This is a genomic window from Kribbella sp. NPDC050124 (assembly GCF_044460355.1).
Classification (GTDB): domain Bacteria; phylum Actinomycetota; class Actinomycetes; order Propionibacteriales; family Kribbellaceae; genus Kribbella.
Genome location: NZ_JBITJU010000033.1, coordinates 45,961 through 67,278, shown reverse-complemented (window position 1 = coordinate 67,278; position 21,318 = coordinate 45,961). Strand labels below are relative to the sequence as shown.

Below are 21,318 nucleotides of genomic sequence, written 5' to 3'. Positions count from 1 at the left end.
GTATGCGATTGAGTGGGGACTCCGGCCGGGATCGCGCCTACCAATACCTGCGGGGGACGGTCCTGAGCGACCCCGCGGTCTCCGGGACGTTCATCAACGAGCAGGCGGTGGCGACCGAGGTCGGCATCTCCCGGACCCCTGTCCGCGAGGCACTGCTGATGCTCGCAGCCGAGGACCTGGTCCAGCTGGTGCCGCACCGGGGCGCCTTCGTGGCTCCGGTGCCGGGCCGGGAGATCGCGGAGATGATGCAGGCCCGCGGGGTGATCGAGACCTGGGCCGCGACAACCTCGCTCGCCGCCGGCGACGCCCCGGTCGACGCGATGTCCGCCGTACTCGAGCAGCAGCGGTCGATTGTCGACAACGGCGACGCCAAGGAGTTCATCGAGCTGGACAGCCAGTTCCATGCGCTGCTGGTCGATGCGGCCGGGAACTCGGTGCTGGGCCGGCTGTACGACAACCTCCGGGCCAAGCACGTGCTGCTCGGGGTCGTCGCCCTGCAGCGCAGCGCCACCCGCCGGCAGGAGGTGCTCGAGGAGCACCAGGCCATCGTCGACGGGTTGGCGGCGGGCAAGCCGGAGGTGGCCGAGGAGGCGATCCTCAGCCACCTCGACTCCACCGGCTCGCTGCTCATGCAGGGCTGACAACCAGCGCCTCGTCATTCACCGCGCGGCCCATCCGCAGGCCCACCAGCGTGATCGAGCACGCCACCACGATGTACGCCGCGATCACGTAGCCCGTCCCTGCCTTCGCGAGGAAGTACGTGAACGCCAGCGGCGCCAACGCACCACCGATCACGCCCGCGAACGTGTAGGCCAGCGACGACCCCGTGTACCGCAGCCGTGCGGTGAACTGCTCCGACACAAAGGCAGCCTGCGGCCCGTACATCAGCGAGTGGAACAGCAACCCGATCACCACCCCAGCCAACACAGTCGCGAACGACGACGCCATGGCGAAGAACACCACCGACCAGACCGCCCCGCCGACCGCGCCGATGGCATAGACAGTACGACGCCCGTACCGGTCGGAAAGCCAACCGGACAAGGGAATCAGCCCGACCTGGAAGGCCGATCCGATCAAGACCGCGGTCACGGCCGCACCGCGACTCATCCCCAGCTCCTTGGTCGCGTAGGTCAGCACGAACACCGCGAACATCGCATAGAGCACATCAGGTCCGACCCGCGCCAGGATGGCCGCGATCAGCGGCCGGGTCTGCGTCCGCAGCACCTCCGACACCGGCGCCGTCGGCCGGTCGCCGCGCGCCTCGAGCTCACGGAACACCGGAGTCTCCTCCAGCTTCGTCCGGATCAGCAGCCCGAAGGCGACCAGTACGGCGGACAGCAGGAAAGCGACTCGCCATCCCCAGCTGAGGAACGCCTCCTCGGACAGTGCACCGGCAAGAACGGCCAGAACGCCGTTCGCCATCAACGTGCCGAGTGGCGGCCCGACCTGAGCCGCTGACGCCCAGAAGCCGCGCTCACCGGGCTTGCTGAACTCACTGCTGAGCAGGACGGCTCCGCCCCACTCACCACCCACGCCGACGCCCTGCGCGAAACGGAGTGCGACCAGGAGAGTCGGCGCGATGGCTCCGGCCTGAGCGTGGGTCGGCAGCAGCCCGATGAAGAACGTGGCCACACCGATCAGCAGCAGCGTGGCGACCAGCACCCGCTTGCGGCCGATCACGTCGCCGAGCCGGCCGAAGAAGATCCCGCCGAGCGGACGGGCGACGTACCCGACCGCGTACGTCGCGAAGGCCTGCAACGTACCGGTGAGCGGGTCACTGCCGGGGAAGAACAGGTCGCCGAAGACGAGCGCGGCGGCGGAGGAGTAGACGGCGAAGTCGTACCACTCCAGCGAGGTGCCGGACAGGCTGGCGGCGAAGGCCTTGTAGAGGCCCCGGCGTTCTGACGGGGAGTTGGACATCGAGGTGGACCTCCTTGAGGGGATGCTCCATACTCGTTGTATACGACGTGTTCACGCAAGCGCTGACTGCAGAAAATTTCGGAGGAGTCACCCCATGAGCCAGACCCTGCGCTTCACCCTGCCCGACGGCAGTGAGCGGGAGATCACCGTCCGCTACGCCCTGAACGCCGGGTACGCGGGCCGGGACACCGAGCAGGTCCAGCACCACGTGGACGAGCTGGCCGAGCTCGGCGTACCCGCGCCGCGCCGGATCCCGACGCTGTACCCGCTGTCCGCATCACTCGTCGGACGGCCGGAGGTCGTCCAGGTCGCCCACGCCAAGACGTCGGGCGAGGCGGAGTGGGCGCTCGTGGTCGGTGCGGACGACGTGCTGCTCACGGTCGCGTGCGATCACACCGACCGCGCGCTCGAGGTGCACGGCGTTGCCTGGAGCAAGCAGTCCGCGCCGGATGTGCTGGGCGACGTGGCGTGGCCGCTCGCGGACATCGAGCACGAGCTGGACCAGTTCACGTTGAAGGCATGGGTCCGGCACGGCGACACCGAGGAGTTGATCCAGGACGGCACGCTCGCGCAGTTGCTGCCGCCGTCGTACTGGCTGAAGGAGCTCGGCGACCGGGTCGTCCCGGGCACGGTGCTGCTGAGCGGCACGATCCCGATGATCGCCGGCGTCGACCAGTTCGCGGACGCCTGGCGGGTCGAGCTGACCGACCCGCGCGGTCTCACCAGCCGGATCGACTACAGCGTCGAACAGCTCGCGCCGGCCTGGGACTGACCCATGAAGGACACCAAAGAGTTCTTCAACGCAAGGGATCTCGCCTGGACTGATGCGGGCGGCGGGATCACCGAACGCATCCTCAGCCAGGACCCCGACGACGGGACGCTCACGCGCCTTGCTCGCTGGGCGCCCGGCACCACCTCAGGCGATGAGGTGATCCGGCACGGGTACGTCGAAGAGGTGTACCTGCTCGAGGGTGAGCTGACCGATCTCACCCTCGAGCGGACGTTCGGCCCCGGCGACTACGCGTGCCGGCCGCGAGGGATGCCGCACGGCCCGTACACGACGGCCGGCGGCTGCGTGATGCTCGAGATCCGCTACTCAGCTCGCTGACGCGGCCAGCTCCACCAGCGTGCGTACGGCGTAACCCGTGCCGCCGGCCGGGGTGTAGCCGGACGCCGAGCCCTCGTTGAAGGCCGGGCCGGCCACGTCCAAGTGCACCCAGTCGATGCCCTCGGCAACGAAGTCGCCGAGGAACGCGGCCGCCGCCAGCGCACCGCCCCATGGCTCGCCGGTGATGTTGGCCAGGTCGGCGACCTTGGAGTGCGACTTCAGCTTGTCCAGCATCTCGGCCGGGATCGGCAGCGGCCACATCGCCTCGCCGGCCGCGATCGCGGCGTCCACCACCCGGTCCCGGGCGGTGTCGGTGTTCGCGAACGCGCCGGCAACCTTGGTGCCCAGGGCAACGACACAGGCGCCGGTCAGGGTGGCCACGTCGACGATCAGGTCCGGCTGGTCCTCGGACGCCCGGACCAGGGCGTCGCCGAGGACGAGCCGGCCCTCGGCGTCGGTGTTCAGCACCTCGACGGTCTTGCCGCCGTACATGGTGAGCACGTCGGACGGGCGGGCCGCCGAGCCGGACGGCATGTTCTCGGCCATCGCGGCGTACGTGGTCACCTGGACCGGCAGGCCGAGCCGGGCGATCGCGACGGTCGCGCCGATCACCGCGGCGGCGCCGGCCATGTCGGCCTTCATGCTGATCATGCCGCTGGCCGTCTTCAGCGACAGACCGCCGGAGTCGAAGGTGATGCCCTTGCCGACGAACGCCAGGTGGGTGACCGGCTTCTTCGGGGTGTAGCTGATCCGGATCAGCCGCGGCGGGTTGGCCGACCCCTGGCCGACGCCGAGGATGCCGCCGTACCCGCCCTTGGTCAGCGCCTTCTCGTCCAGCACCTCGACCTTGACGCCGTGCTCCTTGCCGAGCTTGACCGCGTCGGCGGCGAAGTCGGCCGGGTTCAGGTCCGACGGCGGCGTGTTCACCCAGTCGCGCACCTGGCGGACCGCGTCGGCGGTCACCTGGGCGCGCTCGAGCGCGGTCCTGGCGTCCTTGTTCCGGGCCAGGTCGGTCAGCACGGTCAGGTTGCCCGGCTCGTCCGGGGCGGAGTCGGAGGAGGACTTGTACGTCGTGAACGCGTACCGCCCGAGCAGAGCTCCCTCGGCGATCGCGCGGATGCAGTCGGCGTCCGGCGTCGGCAGCGCGAACGCGACCGACTGCGACGTCTTGGCGGACCGGACACCGGCACCGGCGGCGGTCCGCAGGTCCTCGGTCTTCAGCGCACCGTCAGGCGCCTCGCCGAGGCCGACCGCGATCAGGGTGGCCGACTTGCCCGGCTTCGGCCCGGGCACCTTGGTCACCTCACCGGCCTTGCCGGTGGCGCCGAGACCCGACAGCACCTCGACCAGCTTCCCGCCGTACGCGGCGTTCAGCGACTCGGTGCCGGCCGGCAGGGTGACACCGCCGCCGAGTTTGACCACGCCGATGACCACGGCGTCGGTCCGGACACCGGCTGCATCGGCCTTGCTCAGGGTGATGGTGCTCACGAAAATCTCAGTCCTCCTTGACCGGCAGGCACAGCGGCCGGTCGTGACGGTACGTGAATGCTGCCTCCGCATGCTACGCGTCGGGTAAGTTCCGCTCCATGACCGAGTCTCCTGATCTCAAGAAGTCCCCGCTCCACGCGCGCCACGTCGCCCTCGGAGCGAAGTTCGCCGAGTTCGGTGGGTGGGAGATGCCACTGGAGTACTCCGGAGTCGTCGCCGAGCACACCGCCGTGCGCACCTCCGTCGGGGTCTTCGACGTGAGTCACCTGGGCAAGGCGACCGTCAAGGGCCCGGGCGCCGCGGCGTACGTGAACTCGTGCCTGACCAACGACCTGGGCAAGATCGCGCCGGGCCAGGCGCAGTACACGTTGTGCTGCAACGAGCGCGGGGGAGTGGTCGACGACCTGATCGCCTACCTGCACGCCGACGACGACGTGTTCCTGATCCCGAACGCGGCCAACACCGCCGAGGTGGTCCGGCTGCTGCAGGCCTCCGCGCCGGAGGGCGTCGTCGTCACCAACACGCACGACGACTACGTGATCCTCGCCGTCCAGGGCACGAACAGCGACGACGTGGTGAGCGCGATCGGGCTGCCGACCGGCCACGACTACATGTCCTTCGCGACCGCGGACTTCGCCGGTACGCCGGTCGTCGTCTGCCGGACCGGTTACACGGGTGAGCGCGGCTACGAGCTCGTCGTACCGAATGCGGCCGCGGTCGCCGTGTTCGACGCGCTGCTCGAGGCCGGAGCGCAGTACGGGATCGTGCCGGCCGGGCTGGGTGCGCGGGACACGCTGCGGACCGAGATGGGGTACCCGCTGCACGGCCAGGACATCTCGCCGGACATCACGCCGGTGCAGGCGCGGTCCGGCTGGGCGGTCGGCTGGAAGAAGGAACACTTCTGGGGTGACGAGGCGCTCCGCGCGGAGAAGGAGCGTGGAGCGGCCCGGATCCTGCGCGGCCTGCTTGCGGCCGGGCGAGGCATCCCGCGCCCGCACATGACGGTGCTCGACCAGTCCGGTGCGGCGCTCGGCGAGGTGACGTCCGGCACGTTCTCGCCGACGCTGAAGAAGGGCATTGCGCTGGCTCTGCTGGATGCGACGATCAAGGAAGGCGACCAGGTCGTCGTCGACATCCGCGGCCGGCAGGAGGCCTTCGACGTGGTCAAGCCGCCGTTCGTCACTGTGCACGTGCGCGAGAGCTGACGCTGTGGAGGGCGGCAGCAGGCTGCCGCCCTTCGTCACCATTCCCAGGTGGCAGCCTTCATGGCTCTCCTCGCATCGGTCGGGGCGGATGCAGGGATGGTGTGCGCGCGCTGTTACCTGGCGCTTACCACTAAGCTGACGCCGTGGAGTTCCGGCTGCTCGGTCCAGTACAAATCTGGTCGAGTGGCACCCGGGTCGCGCTGAAGCGACGCCAGGAACGCCTGCTGCTCGCCGTACTGCTGCTGGAGCCAGGCAAGGCGGTTCCGCCGGAGCGCCTGATCGACCTGCTGTGGCCAGATGCCATGCCGGACAACCCGAAGCGGGCGCTGCAGGTCTACATGTCCCGGCTGCGGTCCGTGCTGGCGGCCGACGTACGCCTGACCAGTGGCTCCGAGGGGTACGCCGTACACGCGCCGCACGGTCGGACCGACATCGAGCAGTTCAGCGATCTGGTCGAGCAGGCCCGTCGCACCGACGACCTGGAGCACCGGTCCAAGTTGCTCGCCGACGCGCTGGCGTTGTGGCGCGGACCAGCGCTCGCGGACGTCACCAGCGAGGACGTACGGCGTCGGCTCTGTGCCGGCCTGGAAGAGTCGCGCTGGGCCGCCGAGGAGCTCCGGCTGAGCACTGACCTCGCTCTCGGTCGGCATCAGGAACTGCTGCCCGAGTTGGCGAGCCTGACAACGGCCCAGCCCGCGCGGGAGACGTTCGCGGCGGCGACGATGCTGGCCCTCTACCGATCCGGTCGGCAGGCGGACGCCCTGGCCGCGTACGCCGAACTGGTCCGGCACCTGGATGAAGAGTTGGGCGTGGAGCCGGGTGCCGAGGTGCGAGACCTGCAGGTCGCGATCCTGCGGCAGGACCCGGTACTCGACCTCGTTGCCGGGGCAGCGGTGCCGCGCGAACTTCCTGCGGACGTGAGCATCCTGGTCGGGCGGGACGACGTACTGCGGGAACTGGCTGACGAACTGGTGAGCTCAGGACGACCGTCCGGTGTGCCGGCTGTGGTGTGTCTGTACGGCGCGGCAGGGACGGGCAAGTCGGCTGCAGCGGTGCGGTTGGCGCATCAGTTGGCGGACAGGTATCCCGACGGGCAGTTGTTCGCGCGGCTGCAGGACGTCAACGGGCAGGGGATCGCGGCGCGGACTGTCCTTGCACAGCTACTGCGGTCGCTGGGTGTCGACGGTTCGGAGATCCCCGACAGCTTGGAAGCGCGGTCGGCGCTGTTGCGGAGCCGGCTGGCGGACAAGACCGCGCTGCTGGTGTTCGACGACGCCATCGACGCCGGTCAGCTGCGGCCGTTGCTGCCTGCGGGTGGTGGGTGCGGAGTCATCGTCACCTCACGGCAGCCGATGCTCGGCCTGGAGGACGCCACCCATCGGGAGCTCCGACCGCTGCCGGAGGAGACGAGTGCGGAGTTGCTCGGCGCGTTGTCCGGTCTTGGCGCTACCCAGGTCGCCGACGTGGTTCCACACTGCGCCGGATTGCCGTTGGCGTTGCGCATCGTGGGCGCCCGATTGGCCTTGATTCATGAGGATGTCGCGGACGTCGTACATGCGCTGGCCGACGAGTCGCAGCGGCTCGACTACCTGGTCGCCGGCGATCGAGCGGTGCGGGCCAGCCTCGACCTGACCCTCAGCGTCGCGACGGCACAGGCCCGGCAGCTGTTCGCATGCCTCGCGTTGGTTGGCGCGGACGAGTTCGCGTCCTGGGTCGCGGCGCCGCTGCTGGACCTGGACGAGGACAGTGCGCAACAGGTCCTCGATGGCCTTGTTTCACTGGGCCTTGTCCAACCGCGTCGCCTGCAGCCACCCCGCTACGGCCTGCACGGCCTCGTCCGCTCGCTCGCCGTCGAGCTGTCCGGTACGACGGCCGACAGCGAGGTCGAGCGTCGTTACCTGAACGCCGTCCTCCGCCTGCTGACGATCGCAGACGAACGGATCGACCACGCGGTGACCAACATCGAGCTCGATCGCGGCGAAGGCCGCGAGCTCCCGGCGGCCGAGAGATCGGCAGCGGCAGGAGCGTCCTGGCTGGATGTCGAGGCGCCAGTGGTGCGTGCGGCCGTCGGCCTGGCTGTTCAGGACCAGCCGAGGCTGGCAGGAGCGCTTGCCCTGCGAATGAACGGCTTTCTCGCGATCCGCGACGACCGTGAGACCCGGCAGGCCGTCCTGCAGTCGGCCAGAGATGCGGTGGCGGGAGTCGGCGAGGCCGAGCTCGAGGCGGAGCTCGACAGGTCCCTGTTCGGTGCCTTCGCGCAGGCCGGCACACCGCCGGATCACCTGCTGCAGCAGGCGGAACGGGGACTCGCGTCGGCCGAGCGGACCGGACGCGTGGCCTTGCGCATCGCCGCGATGAACCAGGTCTCCTGGGCTGCGTCGGCGCAGGGCGACTTCCAGCGGTCGTTGCAGACAGCGCAGGAGATGGTGGCGTTGGCCGACACCGACCCCGAGGCGGAGTCCTCACGGCCAAGGGCGCTGGACCAACTGGGCGGAGCGCTGGTGATGCTCGGCCGGATCCCGGAAGGCCAGGTGGCTCGCCGGGAGGCTTCCGCGCTCAGCGCACCGGGGACTCGCTTGCATGCGATCCGGCAGGTGATGCTTGCCGAGGCGCTGCTCGCCGACGCCGATCTCGGTACGTCGCACGTGCCCGAGCTGACCGCGGTCCTGGCCGACGCGCGCGAGATCGTCACCCGGATCGGCGACGAGCTCGGCACCGCGCACGTGGACAACACCGAAGCCCAGTTGCTGATCCTGACCGGCGATCCGGACGCCGCGGACGCGATGCTGCAGCGTGCCGCCGAGGTCCTGACCCGTCGTCCGGACGCGTCAGGAGCAGCCGCCAACGCGATCGGCCGGGCGCGGCTCAGCGTCGCCCGCGGACGGCGCGCGGTAGCCCGCCGCATCCTCGAAACCGCGATCACCGACGACCCCGGCGTCAGCCACGCGGTCCAGGAAATGCGGCACCAGCAGCACCTGCTCGGCCTCGATTGAACCAGCGCTGAATTGTGACAATCCGTTACATTCGGCCGAAACTTGGCACAGAATGGACACTGTCTGTGCTGTGCCGATGCTCTATGCAGTGGGTTGATCGCGAACAGTGATGAAAACGTTGGAAAGTTCTGCGTAATTTGGCGTTCCGGTAACGATTCGTGCATTCGAACCCAGGGCCGCTGGCTAGGGGTCGTCGGCGTCGGGCAGGCTAGCGCGCGGTTGAGGCGGGGCCGGTCGTCAACTGAATTTGACGCGAGCCCGCCATCGGCCGAGGCTCTACCCCGATCTACACCCCGATCTACAGATCGTGGCTGGTCCCCTCCCCGTACGAAATCTGGCTGACAGAGCTGACGGAGCGCGAATGAGCATCGGTTCACCCGACTCGACAGTTGGTGTCGAGGACCACCCGGCATCCGCCGAGCCGGTTCGGGATTCCGCCGTACCGCACGGCAAGTCCCCGACCCGGATCGCGATGGACCGGCTCCGCAAGGACAAGGTCGCCGTCACCTGCGCCGCCATCGTGCTGTTCTTCATCCTGGTGGCGGTGCTCGCGCCGGTGCTGACCAAGATCGAGGGCGCCGACATCGGCACCTTCCACCCCGAGTTCGTCGACGAGTACGGGTTCCCGACCATCGCCGTGAACGGCCAGCACTGGTTCGGCGTCGAGCCGAAGACCGGCCGGGACAACTTCGCCCGCTGGGTGTACGGCGCCCGCCCGTCGCTGATCGTGGCCTTCACCGCGACCGCGTTCGGCACCATCGTCGGCGTCGTGATGGGCCTGCTGGCCGGCTTCCTCGGCGGCTGGGTCGACCGGGTCATCTCCTGGGTGATCGACTTCGTGCTGAGCCTGCCGTACCTGCTGTTCGCGATCGCGATGGTGCCGATCGTGGAGAGCATGCGCGGCGGTTCGTTCAACCTCTCGCCGGGCGAGCAGGCCTCGACCCGGTTCTTCGTGCTGATCTTCGTACTCTCGTTCTTCGGGTGGGCCGGCCTGGCCCGGATCATCCGTGGCGAGGTGCTGTCCCTGCGGGAGCGCGAGTTCGTGCTTGCCGCGAAGGCGATCGGTGTCCCGACGTCGCAGGTGCTGTTCAAGGAGCTGCTGCCGAACCTGGTCGCGCCGATCGTGATCTCGGCCTCGCTGGCGCTGCCGGCGTACGTGACCGCCGAGGCCGGCCTGTCCTTCCTCGGTGTGGGGCTGATCGAGCCGATCCCGTCCTGGGGCCAGACGATCGCCACCGCGACGAACTGGTTCAAGGCGGATCCGCTGTACCTGTGGCTCCCGGTGCTGGGCATCACGGCGCTCGTGCTGTCCCTCGCGCTGCTCGGTGACGCCGTCCGCGACGCGTTCGACCCCAAGACCCGCCGGTAGCCCGGCGTTGCCCCAGCGGCAGAAAAGGAGAAACACGACAAATGCAGTGGAAACGGATCACCGCCGTTGTGGCGACGGTCATGCTGGCCGCGGTGGCCTGCGGCAGCCCGTCGTCGAACAACAACAGTGACGCCAACACGGGCGACGCGGGCACGGCCCAGGAGAAGGCCACCGACGCGACGGCCAAGGGCCCGGCGAAGGAGCTCGAGGGCGCGAAGAAGGGCGGCACCATCACGGTCCTGTCCGACGTCACGCCGGACACGCTGGACCCGACGAACATCTACTTCACCGACGGGAACCAGATCGGCAAGCTGATGTACCGCGCGCTGACGCAGTACAAGCTGGACGAGAAGACCCAGAAGCCGACCCTGGTCCCGGACCTCGCCGAGGACCTCGGCACCAAGTCCGCCGACGGCCTGACCTGGACGTTCAAGCTCAAGCCGGGCATCAAGTACATGGACGGCACGCCGGTCAAGGCGGCCGACTACGCGTACGCGATCAAGCGCTCCTTCGCGCACGACCTGTACGACGCCGGACCGACGTACCAGAACGAGTACTTCAAGGACGGCAAGACCTACAAGGGCCCGTACGCCAGCGGTGACAACTACGCCGGGGTCGAGACGCCGGACGACACCACCCTGATCATCAAGCTGGCGAAGAAGTTCGACGACCTGCCGTTCTACGCCGCCTTCCCGATGTTCACGCCGATCCCGAAGGCGAAGGACACCAAGAAGAGCTACGACCTGAAGCCGATGGCGACCGGTCCGTACATGGTGGACCTGTACAACCCGGGCACCGAGCTGAAGCTCAAGAAGAACCCGCACTGGGACCCGAACACCGACCCGGTGCGCTACGCATACCCGGACGCCTGGGACTTCAAGTTCGGCCAGGACACCCTGAAGGTGCAGCGCCAGGTGCTGGCCAGCTCCGGTCCGGACGCGAACGCGATGAACTACTCCGACCTGGACGCCAGCCTCATCCCGGAGCTCAAGGACAAGACCCAGATCGTCACCGGCGCCCAGCCGTGCACCCAGGTCTGGGGCCTGGACACCCGGAAGATCCCGATGGACGTCCGGCAGCTGATCGCCAAGGCCTACCCGTTCGACACCTACCGCAAGGTGGCCGGCCTGAGCCCGGAGAGCGCGATTCCGGCCTCGACCATCCTGCCGCCGGCGGTTCCCGGCCACGAGAAGTACGAGCTGCCGGGCCTGACCGGTAAGGGCAAGGGCGCGGAGGACCCGGCGGTCGCCGAGGAGATCAAGGCCAAGCTGAAGGAGCTCGGCAAGGAGAACTTCGAGCTCAGCTGGTACTACTCCAACGACGACAAGATCGCCACCCAGGTCAACCAGCTGCGCACCCAGGTCTACACCGCGGCCGGCTTCAAGGTGAACGCGATCGGCGTCCCGAAGGCCAAGATCCGGACCATGCGCAACGACCCGGCCGCGCCGGTGAACATCGGCCAGGGCCCGTCGGGCTGGTGCTCGGACTGGCCGTCCGGCGGTAGCTGGTTCCCGGTCCTGTTCCGTTCCGACGCCGTCGAGCTGAGCAACAGCATCGGCATGATCCAGGACAAGGCCCTGGACACCGAGATCGACCGCGTCAACGGGCTGGCTCCGGACCAGCAGCTCAAGGAGTGGCCGAAGATCGACAAGATGATCATGGAGAAGTACCTGCCGCTGATCCCGCTGTACTACGCGGCCAGCTACTACCCGATCGGCAAGAACCTCGGGCACGTCGTCAACGACCCGACCCAGGGCCTGCCGGAGTTCACCTCGATGTACCTGAAGCAGCCCTGATCCGGACTGCCGTAGTACCTGCAGTCTGATCATCTGATGGTGGGGTGGTGACCGGGCCCCGGTCCGGTCACCACCCCGATCGGTGAGGAGAAACCCTCGTGCTCTACTTCGTGGCGCGCCGGCTGGTGAGCGCGCTCAGCGTCGTGCTGGTCACGCTGATCGCGACCTTCACGCTGTTCTTCGTCGCCCCGACCGACCCGGCCGCGGCGATCTGTGGTGATCGCAACTGCACCCAGGAGCGATACAACGAAATCAAGGAAAACCTGCACCTCGACCGGCCCAAGGTGCAGCAGTTCGCCGAGTACACGGTGGGCATCGTCGCCGGGCGGACCTTCGAGACGGCCGGCGTGAAGCAGGAATGCAACGTGCCCTGCCTGGGCTTCTCCTTCAAGAACGACCGGCCGGTCACGCAGATGCTGAAGGACCGGCTGCCGGTCACGGTCTCACTGGTGCTCGGGTACGCGGTGATGGTCCTGACCATTGGTGTCTTCGTGGGCTCGATGGCTGCGAAGAGACGTGGCACCCTCGGCGACCGCGCGCTGATGAGCAGCACGCTGATCCTGAGCTCGGTGCCGTACTACATCGTCGCCCTGATGGTCTCGCTCTACCTGACGATCCTCTACCCGATCCTGCCGCGCGGCGGCTACACGCCGTTCGGCGACAACCCGGGCGCCTGGTTCGCCGGTCTGCTCACCCCCTGGCTGGTGCTCGGCGTCTACAACTGCACGCAGTACGCGCGCTACTCCCGCGGCTCGATGGTCGAGGCGCTCAGCGAGGACTACATCCGGACCGCCCGGGCCAAGGGCCTGTCGGACCGGCAGGTGACCTACAAGCACGCGCTGCGCTCCGGGATGATCCCGGTGATCACGATCTTCGGCCTGGACATCGCCGGCAGCCTGGCCGGCGCGATCTTCACCGAGCGGATCTTCGATCTGCCGGGGCTGGGCAACCTCGTGCTGGAGAGCCTGAACAACTACGACCTGCCGGTGATCATGGGCACCGTGCTGGTCGCCTCGGTCATCCTCGTCGCGATGAACTTCCTCGTCGACGTCGGCTACAGCTTGATCGACCCCCGAGTGAGGCTGTCATGAGCATGCAGGATGACCTGAAGAGGCCGTCGGTCGTCACCCGCGAACGCCGTGAGGGGTCGATCAACCCGAGCGGCGAGACGCCGTACCTGGTGGTCAAGGAGCTGACCGTGAAGTTCCCGACCGCCGACGGCGTGGTCAGCGCGGTGAACGGGTTGAGCTACTCGGTCCCGCTCGGCCGCACGCTGGCGATCGTCGGTGAGTCCGGCTCCGGCAAGTCGGTGTCGAGTATGGCCGTGATGGGCCTGCACGATCGCCGGCGGACCCAGATCACCGGTTCGATCACGCTCGGCGGCGACGAGATCGTCGGCCTGTCCGAGAGCGACCTGATGAAGGTCCGCGGCGACGCGGTCGCGATGGTCTTCCAGGACCCGCAGTCCTCGCTGCACCCGCTGTATCCGGTCGGCAACCAGATCGTCGAGGCCTACCGGGTGCACCACAAGGTGAGCAAGGAGGTCGCGAAGAAGCGCGCGATCGAGATGCTCGACCTCGTCGGCATCCCGAACCCGCAGCGCCGGTTCGCGCAGTACCCGCACGAGTTCTCCGGCGGTATGCGGCAGCGTGCGATGATCGCGATGGGCCTGGTCAACGACCCGAAGCTGGTGATCGCCGACGAGCCGACCACCGCGCTCGACGTGACCGTGCAGGCGCAGATCCTGGACCTGCTGAACAACCTGCAGAAGGAGTTCGGCTCCGCGATCGTGCTGATCACCCACGACCTGGGTGTGGTCGCCGAGATGGCCGACGACGTGCTGGTGATGTACGCCGGCCGCTGCGTCGAGTACGGCACCGCCGAGGACGTGCTGGCCCGGCCGCGGATGCCCTACACCTGGGGTCTGCTGGAGTCGATCCCGACCGTGTCGGCGGCGAACGAGCGGCTGCGCCCGATCAAGGGTCTGCCGCCGAGCCTGCTGAACCTGCCCACCGGCTGCTCGTTCAACCCGCGCTGTCCGTACAAGGACCGGGTCAAGGGCGAGCGCTGCACCACCGACCTGCCCGAGCTGATGCCGGTCGACGGCGCCGGCGCCCACACGTCCCGTTGTCATCTGCACGACAAGGCCTCGGTTTACGAGGCCGAGGTCGCGCCGAGACTGGGCTGACGGGGGCTGAGGAGAGAGATGAGCGACAACGTGCGTACGGTCGACGCCGTACCGGCAGCCGCGGGAGCACCGCTGCTGCAGGTCCGCGACCTGAAGATGCACTTCCCGATCAAGGAAGCGGCCGGGCTGGGCCGGACCAGGAAGCTGGTCCAGGCCGTCGACGGTGTCAGCTTCGACCTGAAGGCCGGCGAGAGCCTCGGCCTGGTCGGCGAGTCCGGCTGCGGCAAGTCGACCACCGGCCGGATGATCACCCGGCTGCTGACCCCGACCGCGGGGCAGATCATGTTCAAGGGCACCGACATCGCGCAGCTGAAGGAGCGGGACCTGCGCCCGTTCCGCCGCCAGCTGCAGATCGTCTTCCAGGACCCGTACAGCTCGCTGAACCCGCGGCAGACGGTCAGCAACATCATCAGCACCCCGCTGCGCGTGCACAACCTGGTCCCGCGCGGCAGGGAGCTCGACCGGGTCCAGGAGCTGCTGGAGCGGGTCGGCCTGAACCCCGAGCACCACAACCGGTACCCGAACGAGTTCTCCGGCGGCCAGCGGCAGCGGATCGGCATCGCCCGGGCGCTCGCGGTGGAGCCGGAGGTGATCATCGCCGACGAGCCGGTGTCCGCGCTGGACGTGTCCATCCAGGCCCAGGTGATGAACCTGCTGGAGGACCTGCGCCGCGACCTCGGGATCGCGTTCGTGTTCATCGCCCACGACCTCGGCGTGGTCCGGCACTTCTGTGACCAGGTCGCGGTGATGTACCTGGGCAAGATCGTGGAGCAGGGCCCACGGGAGCAGATCTACGGCGCTCCGCAGCACCCGTACACGCAGGCGCTGCTGTCCGCCGCTCCCGACCTGGGCACCATTCGCGGTGTCCCGCCGAAGGAGCGGATCCGGCTGGTCGGCGACGTACCCTCGCCGATCGACCCGCCGAGCGGCTGCCGGTTCCGGACCCGGTGCTGGAAGGCCGAGGACATCTGCGCGACCCACGAGCCGCCGCTCGAGGCGAAGCCGCAGTCCCCGGCGGGCCACACCGCCGCCTGCCACTTCGCCGAGCCGAAGGTGGACCTGACGGCCGCCACTGCCTGAAAGAGGCCCCCGCCCTGCGGGGGCCTTCTTTAGGTGTGCTGTTCGCCGTGCTTCAGTTCGTCGCGTTCCTGGGCGAAGCGGATCGACTCGAAGGCGACCAACCCGGCCAGCAGAACGGTGAGTACGGCGAGCTGCCCGAGCGCCGGCACCTTCGTGATCAGCGGTACGGCGATCAACGCGAGCGCCGCCGTGACGAGCCGGGACATGCTGAGCCGGTGCATCGTCCGCCACTTGAAGCCGACATGTCCCAGCAGATAAAGGATCACGCCGGCGAACAACGCCCAGAGGCCGATGCCCTTCAGCGGGTCGTCGAGGTGGTGATGCTCGGTGTCGCCGACGTACTCGAGGACCTTCTTCAGGCCGAGGGCGAGCAGGATGATTCCGGCGATCATCGGGAAGTGCAGGAAGGTGTACGCGTCACGGGCGAGGGCGGTCCGGCTGTCCTCCGGCTCGGATGCGAGCGCATGCTCGCCGTACAACACGGTCGCGTCGAAGTAGATCCACCACAGCGCGGACGACACCATCAGGCCGAGCACGGAGGCGATCAGGATCGGCCAGGAGATCGGCAGGTCGGTCACGCCGACACCGATCGCCACGATCGACTCGCCGAGCGCGATGATGATGATCAGCCCGTGCCGCTCGGCGAAGTGCGACGCCGAGTGGAACCGCCAGCCGTGCGCGTCGATCAGGTACGTGCCGCCGTAGTCGCCGGCCAGTGCGGCGGCCCACAGCAACGTCTGCGTGCGGCCGTCGTACTGCGAAGCGACCAAGAGCAGCGCACTGGCACCGAGCATCGACAACGAGAAGCGGACGAGGGTACGGCGTAGCTGCTGGTCGCCCTCGGCAATCAGCCAGAAGAGCACCAGATGGAGCGTGCGGAAAATGAGGTAAGCGCCGGCGATGACCACCGGGCCGGGCAGACCGCCCGGCAGGTCGTCGAACGCCTCCGGAATGGCGAGCGCGATCAGGAACAGCGCGGCCATCGAGGCCAGCAGCACCCCGCGGACCGCGCCCTCGTCCGCTTTCACCAGGTTGCACAGCCAGGAGTAACCGATCCAGCTCCACCACAGCAGCCCGGTCAGCAGGAGACCGCGCACCACGCCGTGCCAGGTGAGGTCGTGCGCCATCAGCGCGGTGATCTGGGTCAGCGCGAACACGAACACCAGGTCGAAGAACAGTTCCAGCGTCGTGACGGTGTGTCCCTCGCTGGTCTGCTCCGCCTTGATGGGTCTTCTGGACTTCATGCGGCACATCCTGCCATCACAACAGGCTGCCGGAATGGAAACGGCGGGCTCCCTCCTCGCAGGGTCAGGGGAGAGCCCGCCGTGCTCTAGGCGCGACCGTGCGCTTGCCTGCTGCGGCGGCTCAGGGAGTCGATGGTGACGGCGATCAGCAGGACGCCGGCGGTCACCATGTAGCGGACGCTGGAGTCGAGGCTGAGCAGGGCGAGACCGTTCGAGATCGACATGATCACCAGCGCCCCGAGGAGCGCGGAGTACGCCGAACCACGGCCGCCGAACAGGCTGGTGCCGCCGATCACCGCGGCCGCGATCGCGTTCAGGTTGGTGTCCGCGCCACCGCTGCTCTGGTTCACCGCGACCAGCCGGGCGGCGGCCAGCAGACCGCCGACCGCGGCGAAGGTGGAGCAGGCGGCGAACACCGACAGGTAGATCATCCGGACGTTGATACCGGCCCGCCGGGCGGCTTCCACGTTGCCGCCGACCGCGACGACCGAGCGCCCCCAGCGGGTCCGCCGTACGGCGAAGTCCGTGGCCACGACCAGGCCGAGGAAGAGCAGGAACATCGACGACACCCCGCGGTCGCCGTTCAGGATGACGACCGGGATCAGCAGTACGACGGCGAGCGCGCCGGCCTTGATCGCGATGATCGAGTTCGGCGCCGCCGACAACCCGGCCGCGACGCGGGCGCCTCTGCCGCGCAGTCTGGTCAGGACGTACACGGCGACGACCACCGCGACCAGCCCGTAGGCGAGCGCGGGGGAGAGGAAGCTGCGGGTGGCGAACCCGACGAGCGCGGAGTCGAAGGGCAGGTTCAGCGAACCCTCCTTGCCCAGCACCAGCAGTTGCAGACCGAGGAAACCGAGCAGACCGGCCAGCGTGATCACGAAACTCGGCACCCCGAACCTCGTGTAGAGCGCGCCGTAGAACAGTCCGATCGCCAGCCCGAGCGCGACCCCGACCAGCAGCGACAGCGCCAGCGGCCACCCCTTGTTCACGAACGTGACCCCGAGTACGGCGGCCGACAGCCCGCTGACCGAACCGACCGAGAGGTCGATCTCGCCCAGCAGCAGCACCAGGACGATGCCGATGGCAATCACCCCGACCGACGTGGTCTGCAGGGTGAGGTTGACCAGGTTGCGGCTGGACAGGAACGAGCTGTTCGCGATCTGGAAGACCGCCCAGATGATGATCAGGCCGACCACCACCGGGACCGAGCCGAGGTCACCGGAGCGCAGCCGCGCGGTGAAGGCCGACACGGCGCCGCTGATGCCATGGCTGGCGATCAGCCGCTCGTCCTGCAGGTCGGCGGGCAGCTCGGCGCTGCCCCCACTCCCGTTGCCGTTCCCGCTGTTGGGGCGCGGGGCGTCCTGGGGCCGGATCTCGGATCCGTGCAGCGTCATGATGCGGTCCCCTCCTCACGGGTCCGGCGCGCTGCGCGCTCGGAGACCGCGTTGTCCGTGGCGCCGGTGATGGCGGCGATGATGTCCTGGGTCTTGGTCTCGCTGACCACGAAGACGCCGTTGTTCCGGCCGAGCCGCAGGACGGCGACCCGGTCCGCGACCGCCATCACGTCGGCCATGTTGTGGCTGATCAGGATCACCGCGAGGCCCCGTTCGCGCAGCCGTTCGACCAGGTTGAGGACCTCGGCGGTCTGAGCCACGCCGAGAGCCGCGGTCGGCTCGTCCAGCATCACGACCTTGGGCTGGCCGAGCAGTGAGCGGGCGATCGCGACGGTCTGCCGCTGGCCGCCGGACAGGCTGGCCACCGGGATCCGGACCGACGGGATCTTCGCCGACAACTGCCGGAGCAGCTCCCACGACGAGCGTTCCATCTCGACCTCGTCGAGCACCTTGCCCTTGCGCAGTTCGCGGCCGAGGTACAGGTTCGCGACCACGTCGAGGTTGTCGCACAGGGCCAGGTCCTGGAAGACCGTGGCGATCCCGAGCTGCTGCGCCTCGGCCGGACTGCCGACCCGCACCTCCCGCCCGTCGAACACCATCGTGCCGTCGTCGGCGGTGTAGACGCCGGCGATCGTCTTCACCAGCGTCGACTTGCCGGCGCCGTTGTCGCCGACCAGGGCCAGCACCTCACCGGCCCGGACGTCCAGCTCGATGTTCTTCAGGGCCTGCACCGCGCCGAAGCGCTTGGAGATGCCCCGCAGGGACAGCACCGTGCTGGTGCCGACCGGGGCCGGTGTGGGGGTGAGAGTCACTCGATCAGCCTCCTGGGGCTTTGTCTTCAGGCCATGATCCCGGCGATCCGGCGGCCGGGACACCCTTTCCGGTTCCGGAACGGGTGTCCCGCGGGGGTCAGCTGAGGCCGGCGGCGGTGCAGGCGGTGGCGAACGACGCGGTGCAGATGTCGGTCACCTTGTAGATGTTGTCCTGCACCACGGTGTCCTTGATGTTGGCCTTGGTGACCGCGACCGGGTCGAGGATCGTCGACGGTACGCCGTTCTTGTCCGTCGTCGACTCGGGCTTGCCGCCGTTCGCCAGCGCCACCGCGCCCTTGGCGGCGGCCTCGGCCTGCGGCTTGACCGCCTTGTAGATGGTCATCGCCTGGTCGCCGGCGACGATCCGCTGGATCGCGGCCAGCTCGGAGTCCTGGCCGGTGACCGGCGGCAGCGGGGTGACGCCGCCACCCTTGAGCGCCGCGATCGCGCCGCCCGCCGTACCGTCGTTGGCGGCGTACACGCCGACCAGGCCGTTCTTGATCGCGCTGAGCTGACCTTCCATCCAGGCCTGCGCCTTGTCCGGGCTCCAGTCCGGGGTGTCGAACTCGGCGGCGACCTTGAAGCCGCTGGCGTCGAGCACGCTGTGCGCGCCCTTCTTGAAGTCGGCCGCGTTCGGGTCGGTCGGCGAGCCGTTGATCATGGCCAGGTTGCCGGACGTCTTGCCGGCCGCCTTCAGGGTGTCGACCAGGGTCTGGGCCTGCAGCTTGCCGACGGCCTCGTTCTCGAACGAGACGTAGTAGTCGGCGTTCTCGATGAACCGGTCGTAGGCGATCACCGGGACGTTCTGGCCCTTCGCGGAGGCGACCACCGCGGCGGCAGCCTTGCCGTCGACCGGGTCCAGCACCAGGACGTTCGCGCCCTGGGTCAGAGCCGCCTCGGCCTGCTGTTGCTGCTTGGCCGCGTCCTGGTCGGCGTTGCTGTAGATCAGCTCGCAGTTGGCGCACGCCGCCTTGAGAGCCTCGGTGAACAGCGGCCGGTCCAGTGCCTCGTAGCGGGTGGTCTTCGACTCGGGCAGCAGCAGCGCGATCTTCTTGGCCTCGCCGGAGCCTCCGGCGGCGGGTTCGTCCGACCCACAAGCCACCAGGGAGACGGCGAGGGCCGAGACGGTCAGGCCGAGCCCGACGAGACGGGATGGAGAGACGAACATGTGGCGGCTCCTTGACGTGATGGCCCGAGTAGGCCTGACCGAAGTCAAGCGGCGCCAAGCCTTGTCGTCAAGACTTGAATTCAAGAAATAGACATATTCCCGTCACAAACAGCCCCCAGCGCGCCGCAACCGGCGCCCCCGCCGCGCCGATGGCGGGTCGTTGCACGACTGGCGGGTTACAGCAGGCCATCGGCGAAACAACCTGCCAGCGAGGCGGGTTGAGGGCGGCGAGGCGGGGGGCAGGCCAGCGAGGCGGGGGTTAGGCGAAGGACTTGGTGGCTTTGGTGTGGCTTAGGACGGAGGCGAGGTGGATGGCGCCTTGGATGTCGGCTTCGTCGCCGAGTTCGGCGCGGCGGAGCTCGACGGTGGCGGCGGCGCTGGGGATGGCGCAGCGGTCCAGGGCCTCGCGGAGCGGGTTGAGGATCAGGTCGCCGGCTTCGGCCATCAGGCCGCCGACGACGATCACCTCGGGGTTGAGCAGATTCACCAGGCCTGCCACCGCGACGCCGACCCGGCGGCCCGCATCCTCGATCACCCGGCGGCAGCCGAGGTCGTTCTGCAGCGCGCGGGAGACGATGTCCTTCAGCCGGAGCGGGCCGTGCGACGCGGCCAGGCTGGTGATGAGCGCCCGCGACCCGACGAACGTGTCCAGGCAGCCGCGGTTCCCGCACCGGCAGATCGGCCCGTTCTCGTCGATGGTGACGTGCCCGATCTCGCCCGCCGTACCGGCCGAGCCCCGGAACACCTCGCCGTCCAGCACGATTCCGGCGCCGACGCCGTACGAGAACTTCAGATAGCAGCCGTGCCGGACGCCGCGCAGCGCGCCGTTGCGGAGCTCGCCGAGCGCGGCCAGGTTGGCGGTGTTGTCGAGCGCGACCGGCGCGCGCAGGTGGCCGGCCATCGCCTCGGTGACGTTGACGCCACGCCAGCCCGGCAGTACGGCGTCCGAGCCGGCCTCCCCGCTGACCGAGTCGACCGGCGCGGGCAGGCCGAACCCGATCGCGGCGATGTCCTCGACCCCGGAGCTGACCGTCTCGGCCAGGTCGGCGAGCAGCCGGGCGGCGCGTTCCATCCCGTCGTCGGCGACGTGGTCGGCCTGCAGCGGCATCAGTTGCTGGGCGAGGATCTCGCGGGACTCGTTGGCGATCGCGACCCGGACGTCCCGCTCGCCGAACGCCACCCCGGCGAGCAGCCCGCCGCCGGACGCGAGAGACACCAGTACGGCGCGACGGCCGTTGCGGATGCTGCGGGACAGGCCGACCATGCCGGCCTGGTCGAGCTCGCGGACCATGTTCGACACGGTGGCGGCGGACAGGCCGGAGGCGGCGGCGATCTCGACCTGGGTCAGGGGCCCGTGCTGCCGGACGACCCCCAGAACGCGCTCGCGGTTGGCTTCGCGCAGCGAAGCCTGCGACCCAGGCGCCGGGCGGGTTGCGTTCATTACATAAACATAACGGATCGCGAGGCCTTCGTTGCCAACCGCCGCTGAACAACCCTCAACATCGCCATCCGACCTCGCCAATCACTGCCCCACAACTGCGTCCCCGGTG

17 protein-coding genes are annotated in these 21,318 nt (G+C 68.8%); 10 read left to right on the top strand and 7 right to left on the bottom strand.

The window, feature by feature from the left end; translation table 11 throughout:
• The first annotated feature begins 2 nt into the window (after positions 1-2).
• Positions 3-641 (top strand): GntR family transcriptional regulator, encoded by a 639-nt coding sequence (locus ACIBL3_RS42600; RefSeq protein WP_396359711.1) that lies wholly within the window; start codon positions 3-5, stop codon positions 639-641.
• On the opposite strand, the gene ACIBL3_RS42595 is transcribed toward ACIBL3_RS42600, so the two are convergent.
• The gene (locus ACIBL3_RS42595; protein WP_396359710.1) at positions 628-1,920 is read right to left on the bottom strand and encodes an MFS transporter; all 1,293 of its coding nucleotides are present in this window, start codon (positions 1,918-1,920) and stop codon (positions 628-630) included. The genes ACIBL3_RS42600 and ACIBL3_RS42595 overlap by 14 nt on opposite strands.
• Positions 1,921-2,014: 94 nt before the next feature.
• Between ACIBL3_RS42595 and ACIBL3_RS42590 the strand changes: the two genes are divergently transcribed.
• The gene (locus tag ACIBL3_RS42590; protein ID WP_396359709.1) at positions 2,015-2,692 is read left to right on the top strand and encodes a DUF2848 domain-containing protein; all 678 of its coding nucleotides are present in this window, start codon (positions 2,015-2,017) and stop codon (positions 2,690-2,692) included.
• Positions 2,693-2,695: 3 nt separating this feature from the next.
• Positions 2,696-3,028 carry a cupin domain-containing protein gene (locus ACIBL3_RS42585; RefSeq protein ID WP_396359708.1) on the top strand — a complete coding sequence of 111 codons (333 nt, stop codon included), beginning with the start codon at positions 2,696-2,698 and terminating at the stop codon, positions 3,026-3,028.
• On the opposite strand, the gene ACIBL3_RS42580 is transcribed toward ACIBL3_RS42585, so the two are convergent.
• A complete protein-coding gene (locus tag ACIBL3_RS42580; RefSeq protein ID WP_396359707.1) occupies positions 3,017-4,516 on the bottom strand; it encodes a leucyl aminopeptidase in 1,500 nt (499 codons plus the stop codon). The genes ACIBL3_RS42585 and ACIBL3_RS42580 overlap by 12 nt on opposite strands.
• A 98-nt stretch (positions 4,517-4,614) precedes the next feature.
• On the opposite strand from ACIBL3_RS42580, the gene gcvT reads away from it, so the two are divergent.
• The 7 genes from gcvT (at position 4,615) to ACIBL3_RS42545 (ending at position 15,147) form a co-directional block, all read left to right on the top strand.
• Entirely contained in the window at positions 4,615-5,721 is a 1,107-nt protein-coding gene (gene gcvT / locus ACIBL3_RS42575) for a glycine cleavage system aminomethyltransferase GcvT (protein WP_396359706.1), read from the top strand.
• 143 nt (positions 5,722-5,864) lie between these two features.
• Complete coding sequence (locus tag ACIBL3_RS42570; RefSeq protein ID WP_396359705.1) at positions 5,865-8,714, top strand: BTAD domain-containing putative transcriptional regulator; 2,850 nt, start codon at positions 5,865-5,867, stop codon at positions 8,712-8,714.
• A 361-nt stretch (positions 8,715-9,075) separates the two neighbouring features.
• Positions 9,076-10,083, top strand: coding sequence for an ABC transporter permease (locus ACIBL3_RS42565; RefSeq protein WP_396359704.1), 1,008 nt, complete (start codon positions 9,076-9,078; stop codon positions 10,081-10,083).
• Between the two features lie 41 nt (positions 10,084-10,124).
• The gene (locus ACIBL3_RS42560) at positions 10,125-11,879 is read left to right on the top strand and encodes an ABC transporter substrate-binding protein (protein ID WP_396359703.1); all 1,755 of its coding nucleotides are present in this window, start codon (positions 10,125-10,127) and stop codon (positions 11,877-11,879) included.
• 98 nt (positions 11,880-11,977) lie between these two features.
• A complete protein-coding gene (locus ACIBL3_RS42555; RefSeq protein ID WP_396359702.1) occupies positions 11,978-12,970 on the top strand; it encodes an ABC transporter permease in 993 nt (330 codons plus the stop codon).
• Positions 12,967-14,067: an ABC transporter ATP-binding protein gene (locus ACIBL3_RS42550; RefSeq protein ID WP_396359701.1), complete on the top strand. Its 1,101-nt coding sequence runs from the start codon at positions 12,967-12,969 to the stop codon at positions 14,065-14,067. The genes ACIBL3_RS42555 and ACIBL3_RS42550 overlap by 4 nt, the downstream gene beginning before the upstream one ends.
• An 18-nt stretch (positions 14,068-14,085) precedes the next feature.
• Positions 14,086-15,147, top strand: coding sequence for an ABC transporter ATP-binding protein (locus ACIBL3_RS42545; RefSeq protein WP_396359700.1), 1,062 nt, complete (start codon positions 14,086-14,088; stop codon positions 15,145-15,147).
• Positions 15,148-15,176: 29 nt separating this feature from the next.
• Here ACIBL3_RS42545 and ACIBL3_RS42540 read toward each other — a convergent pair whose 3' ends face one another.
• The 5 genes from ACIBL3_RS42540 to ACIBL3_RS42520 form a co-directional block, all read right to left on the bottom strand.
• The gene (locus tag ACIBL3_RS42540; protein WP_396359699.1) at positions 15,177-16,391 is read right to left on the bottom strand and encodes a low temperature requirement protein A; all 1,215 of its coding nucleotides are present in this window, start codon (positions 16,389-16,391) and stop codon (positions 15,177-15,179) included.
• 86 nt (positions 16,392-16,477) lie between these two features.
• Positions 16,478-17,788, bottom strand: coding sequence for a sugar ABC transporter permease (locus ACIBL3_RS42535; protein WP_396359698.1), 1,311 nt, complete (start codon positions 17,786-17,788; stop codon positions 16,478-16,480).
• The gene (locus ACIBL3_RS42530; protein WP_396359697.1) at positions 17,785-18,600 is read right to left on the bottom strand and encodes an ATP-binding cassette domain-containing protein; all 816 of its coding nucleotides are present in this window, start codon (positions 18,598-18,600) and stop codon (positions 17,785-17,787) included. Before ACIBL3_RS42530 ends, ACIBL3_RS42535 begins: the two co-directional genes overlap by 4 nt.
• A 97-nt stretch (positions 18,601-18,697) precedes the next feature.
• Complete coding sequence (locus ACIBL3_RS42525) at positions 18,698-19,768, bottom strand: substrate-binding domain-containing protein (RefSeq protein WP_396359696.1); 1,071 nt, start codon at positions 19,766-19,768, stop codon at positions 18,698-18,700.
• Positions 19,769-20,027: 259 nt separating this feature from the next.
• Positions 20,028-21,209: an ROK family protein gene (locus tag ACIBL3_RS42520; RefSeq protein ID WP_396359695.1), complete on the bottom strand. Its 1,182-nt coding sequence runs from the start codon at positions 21,207-21,209 to the stop codon at positions 20,028-20,030.
• Between the last annotated feature and the right edge of the window lie 109 nt (positions 21,210-21,318).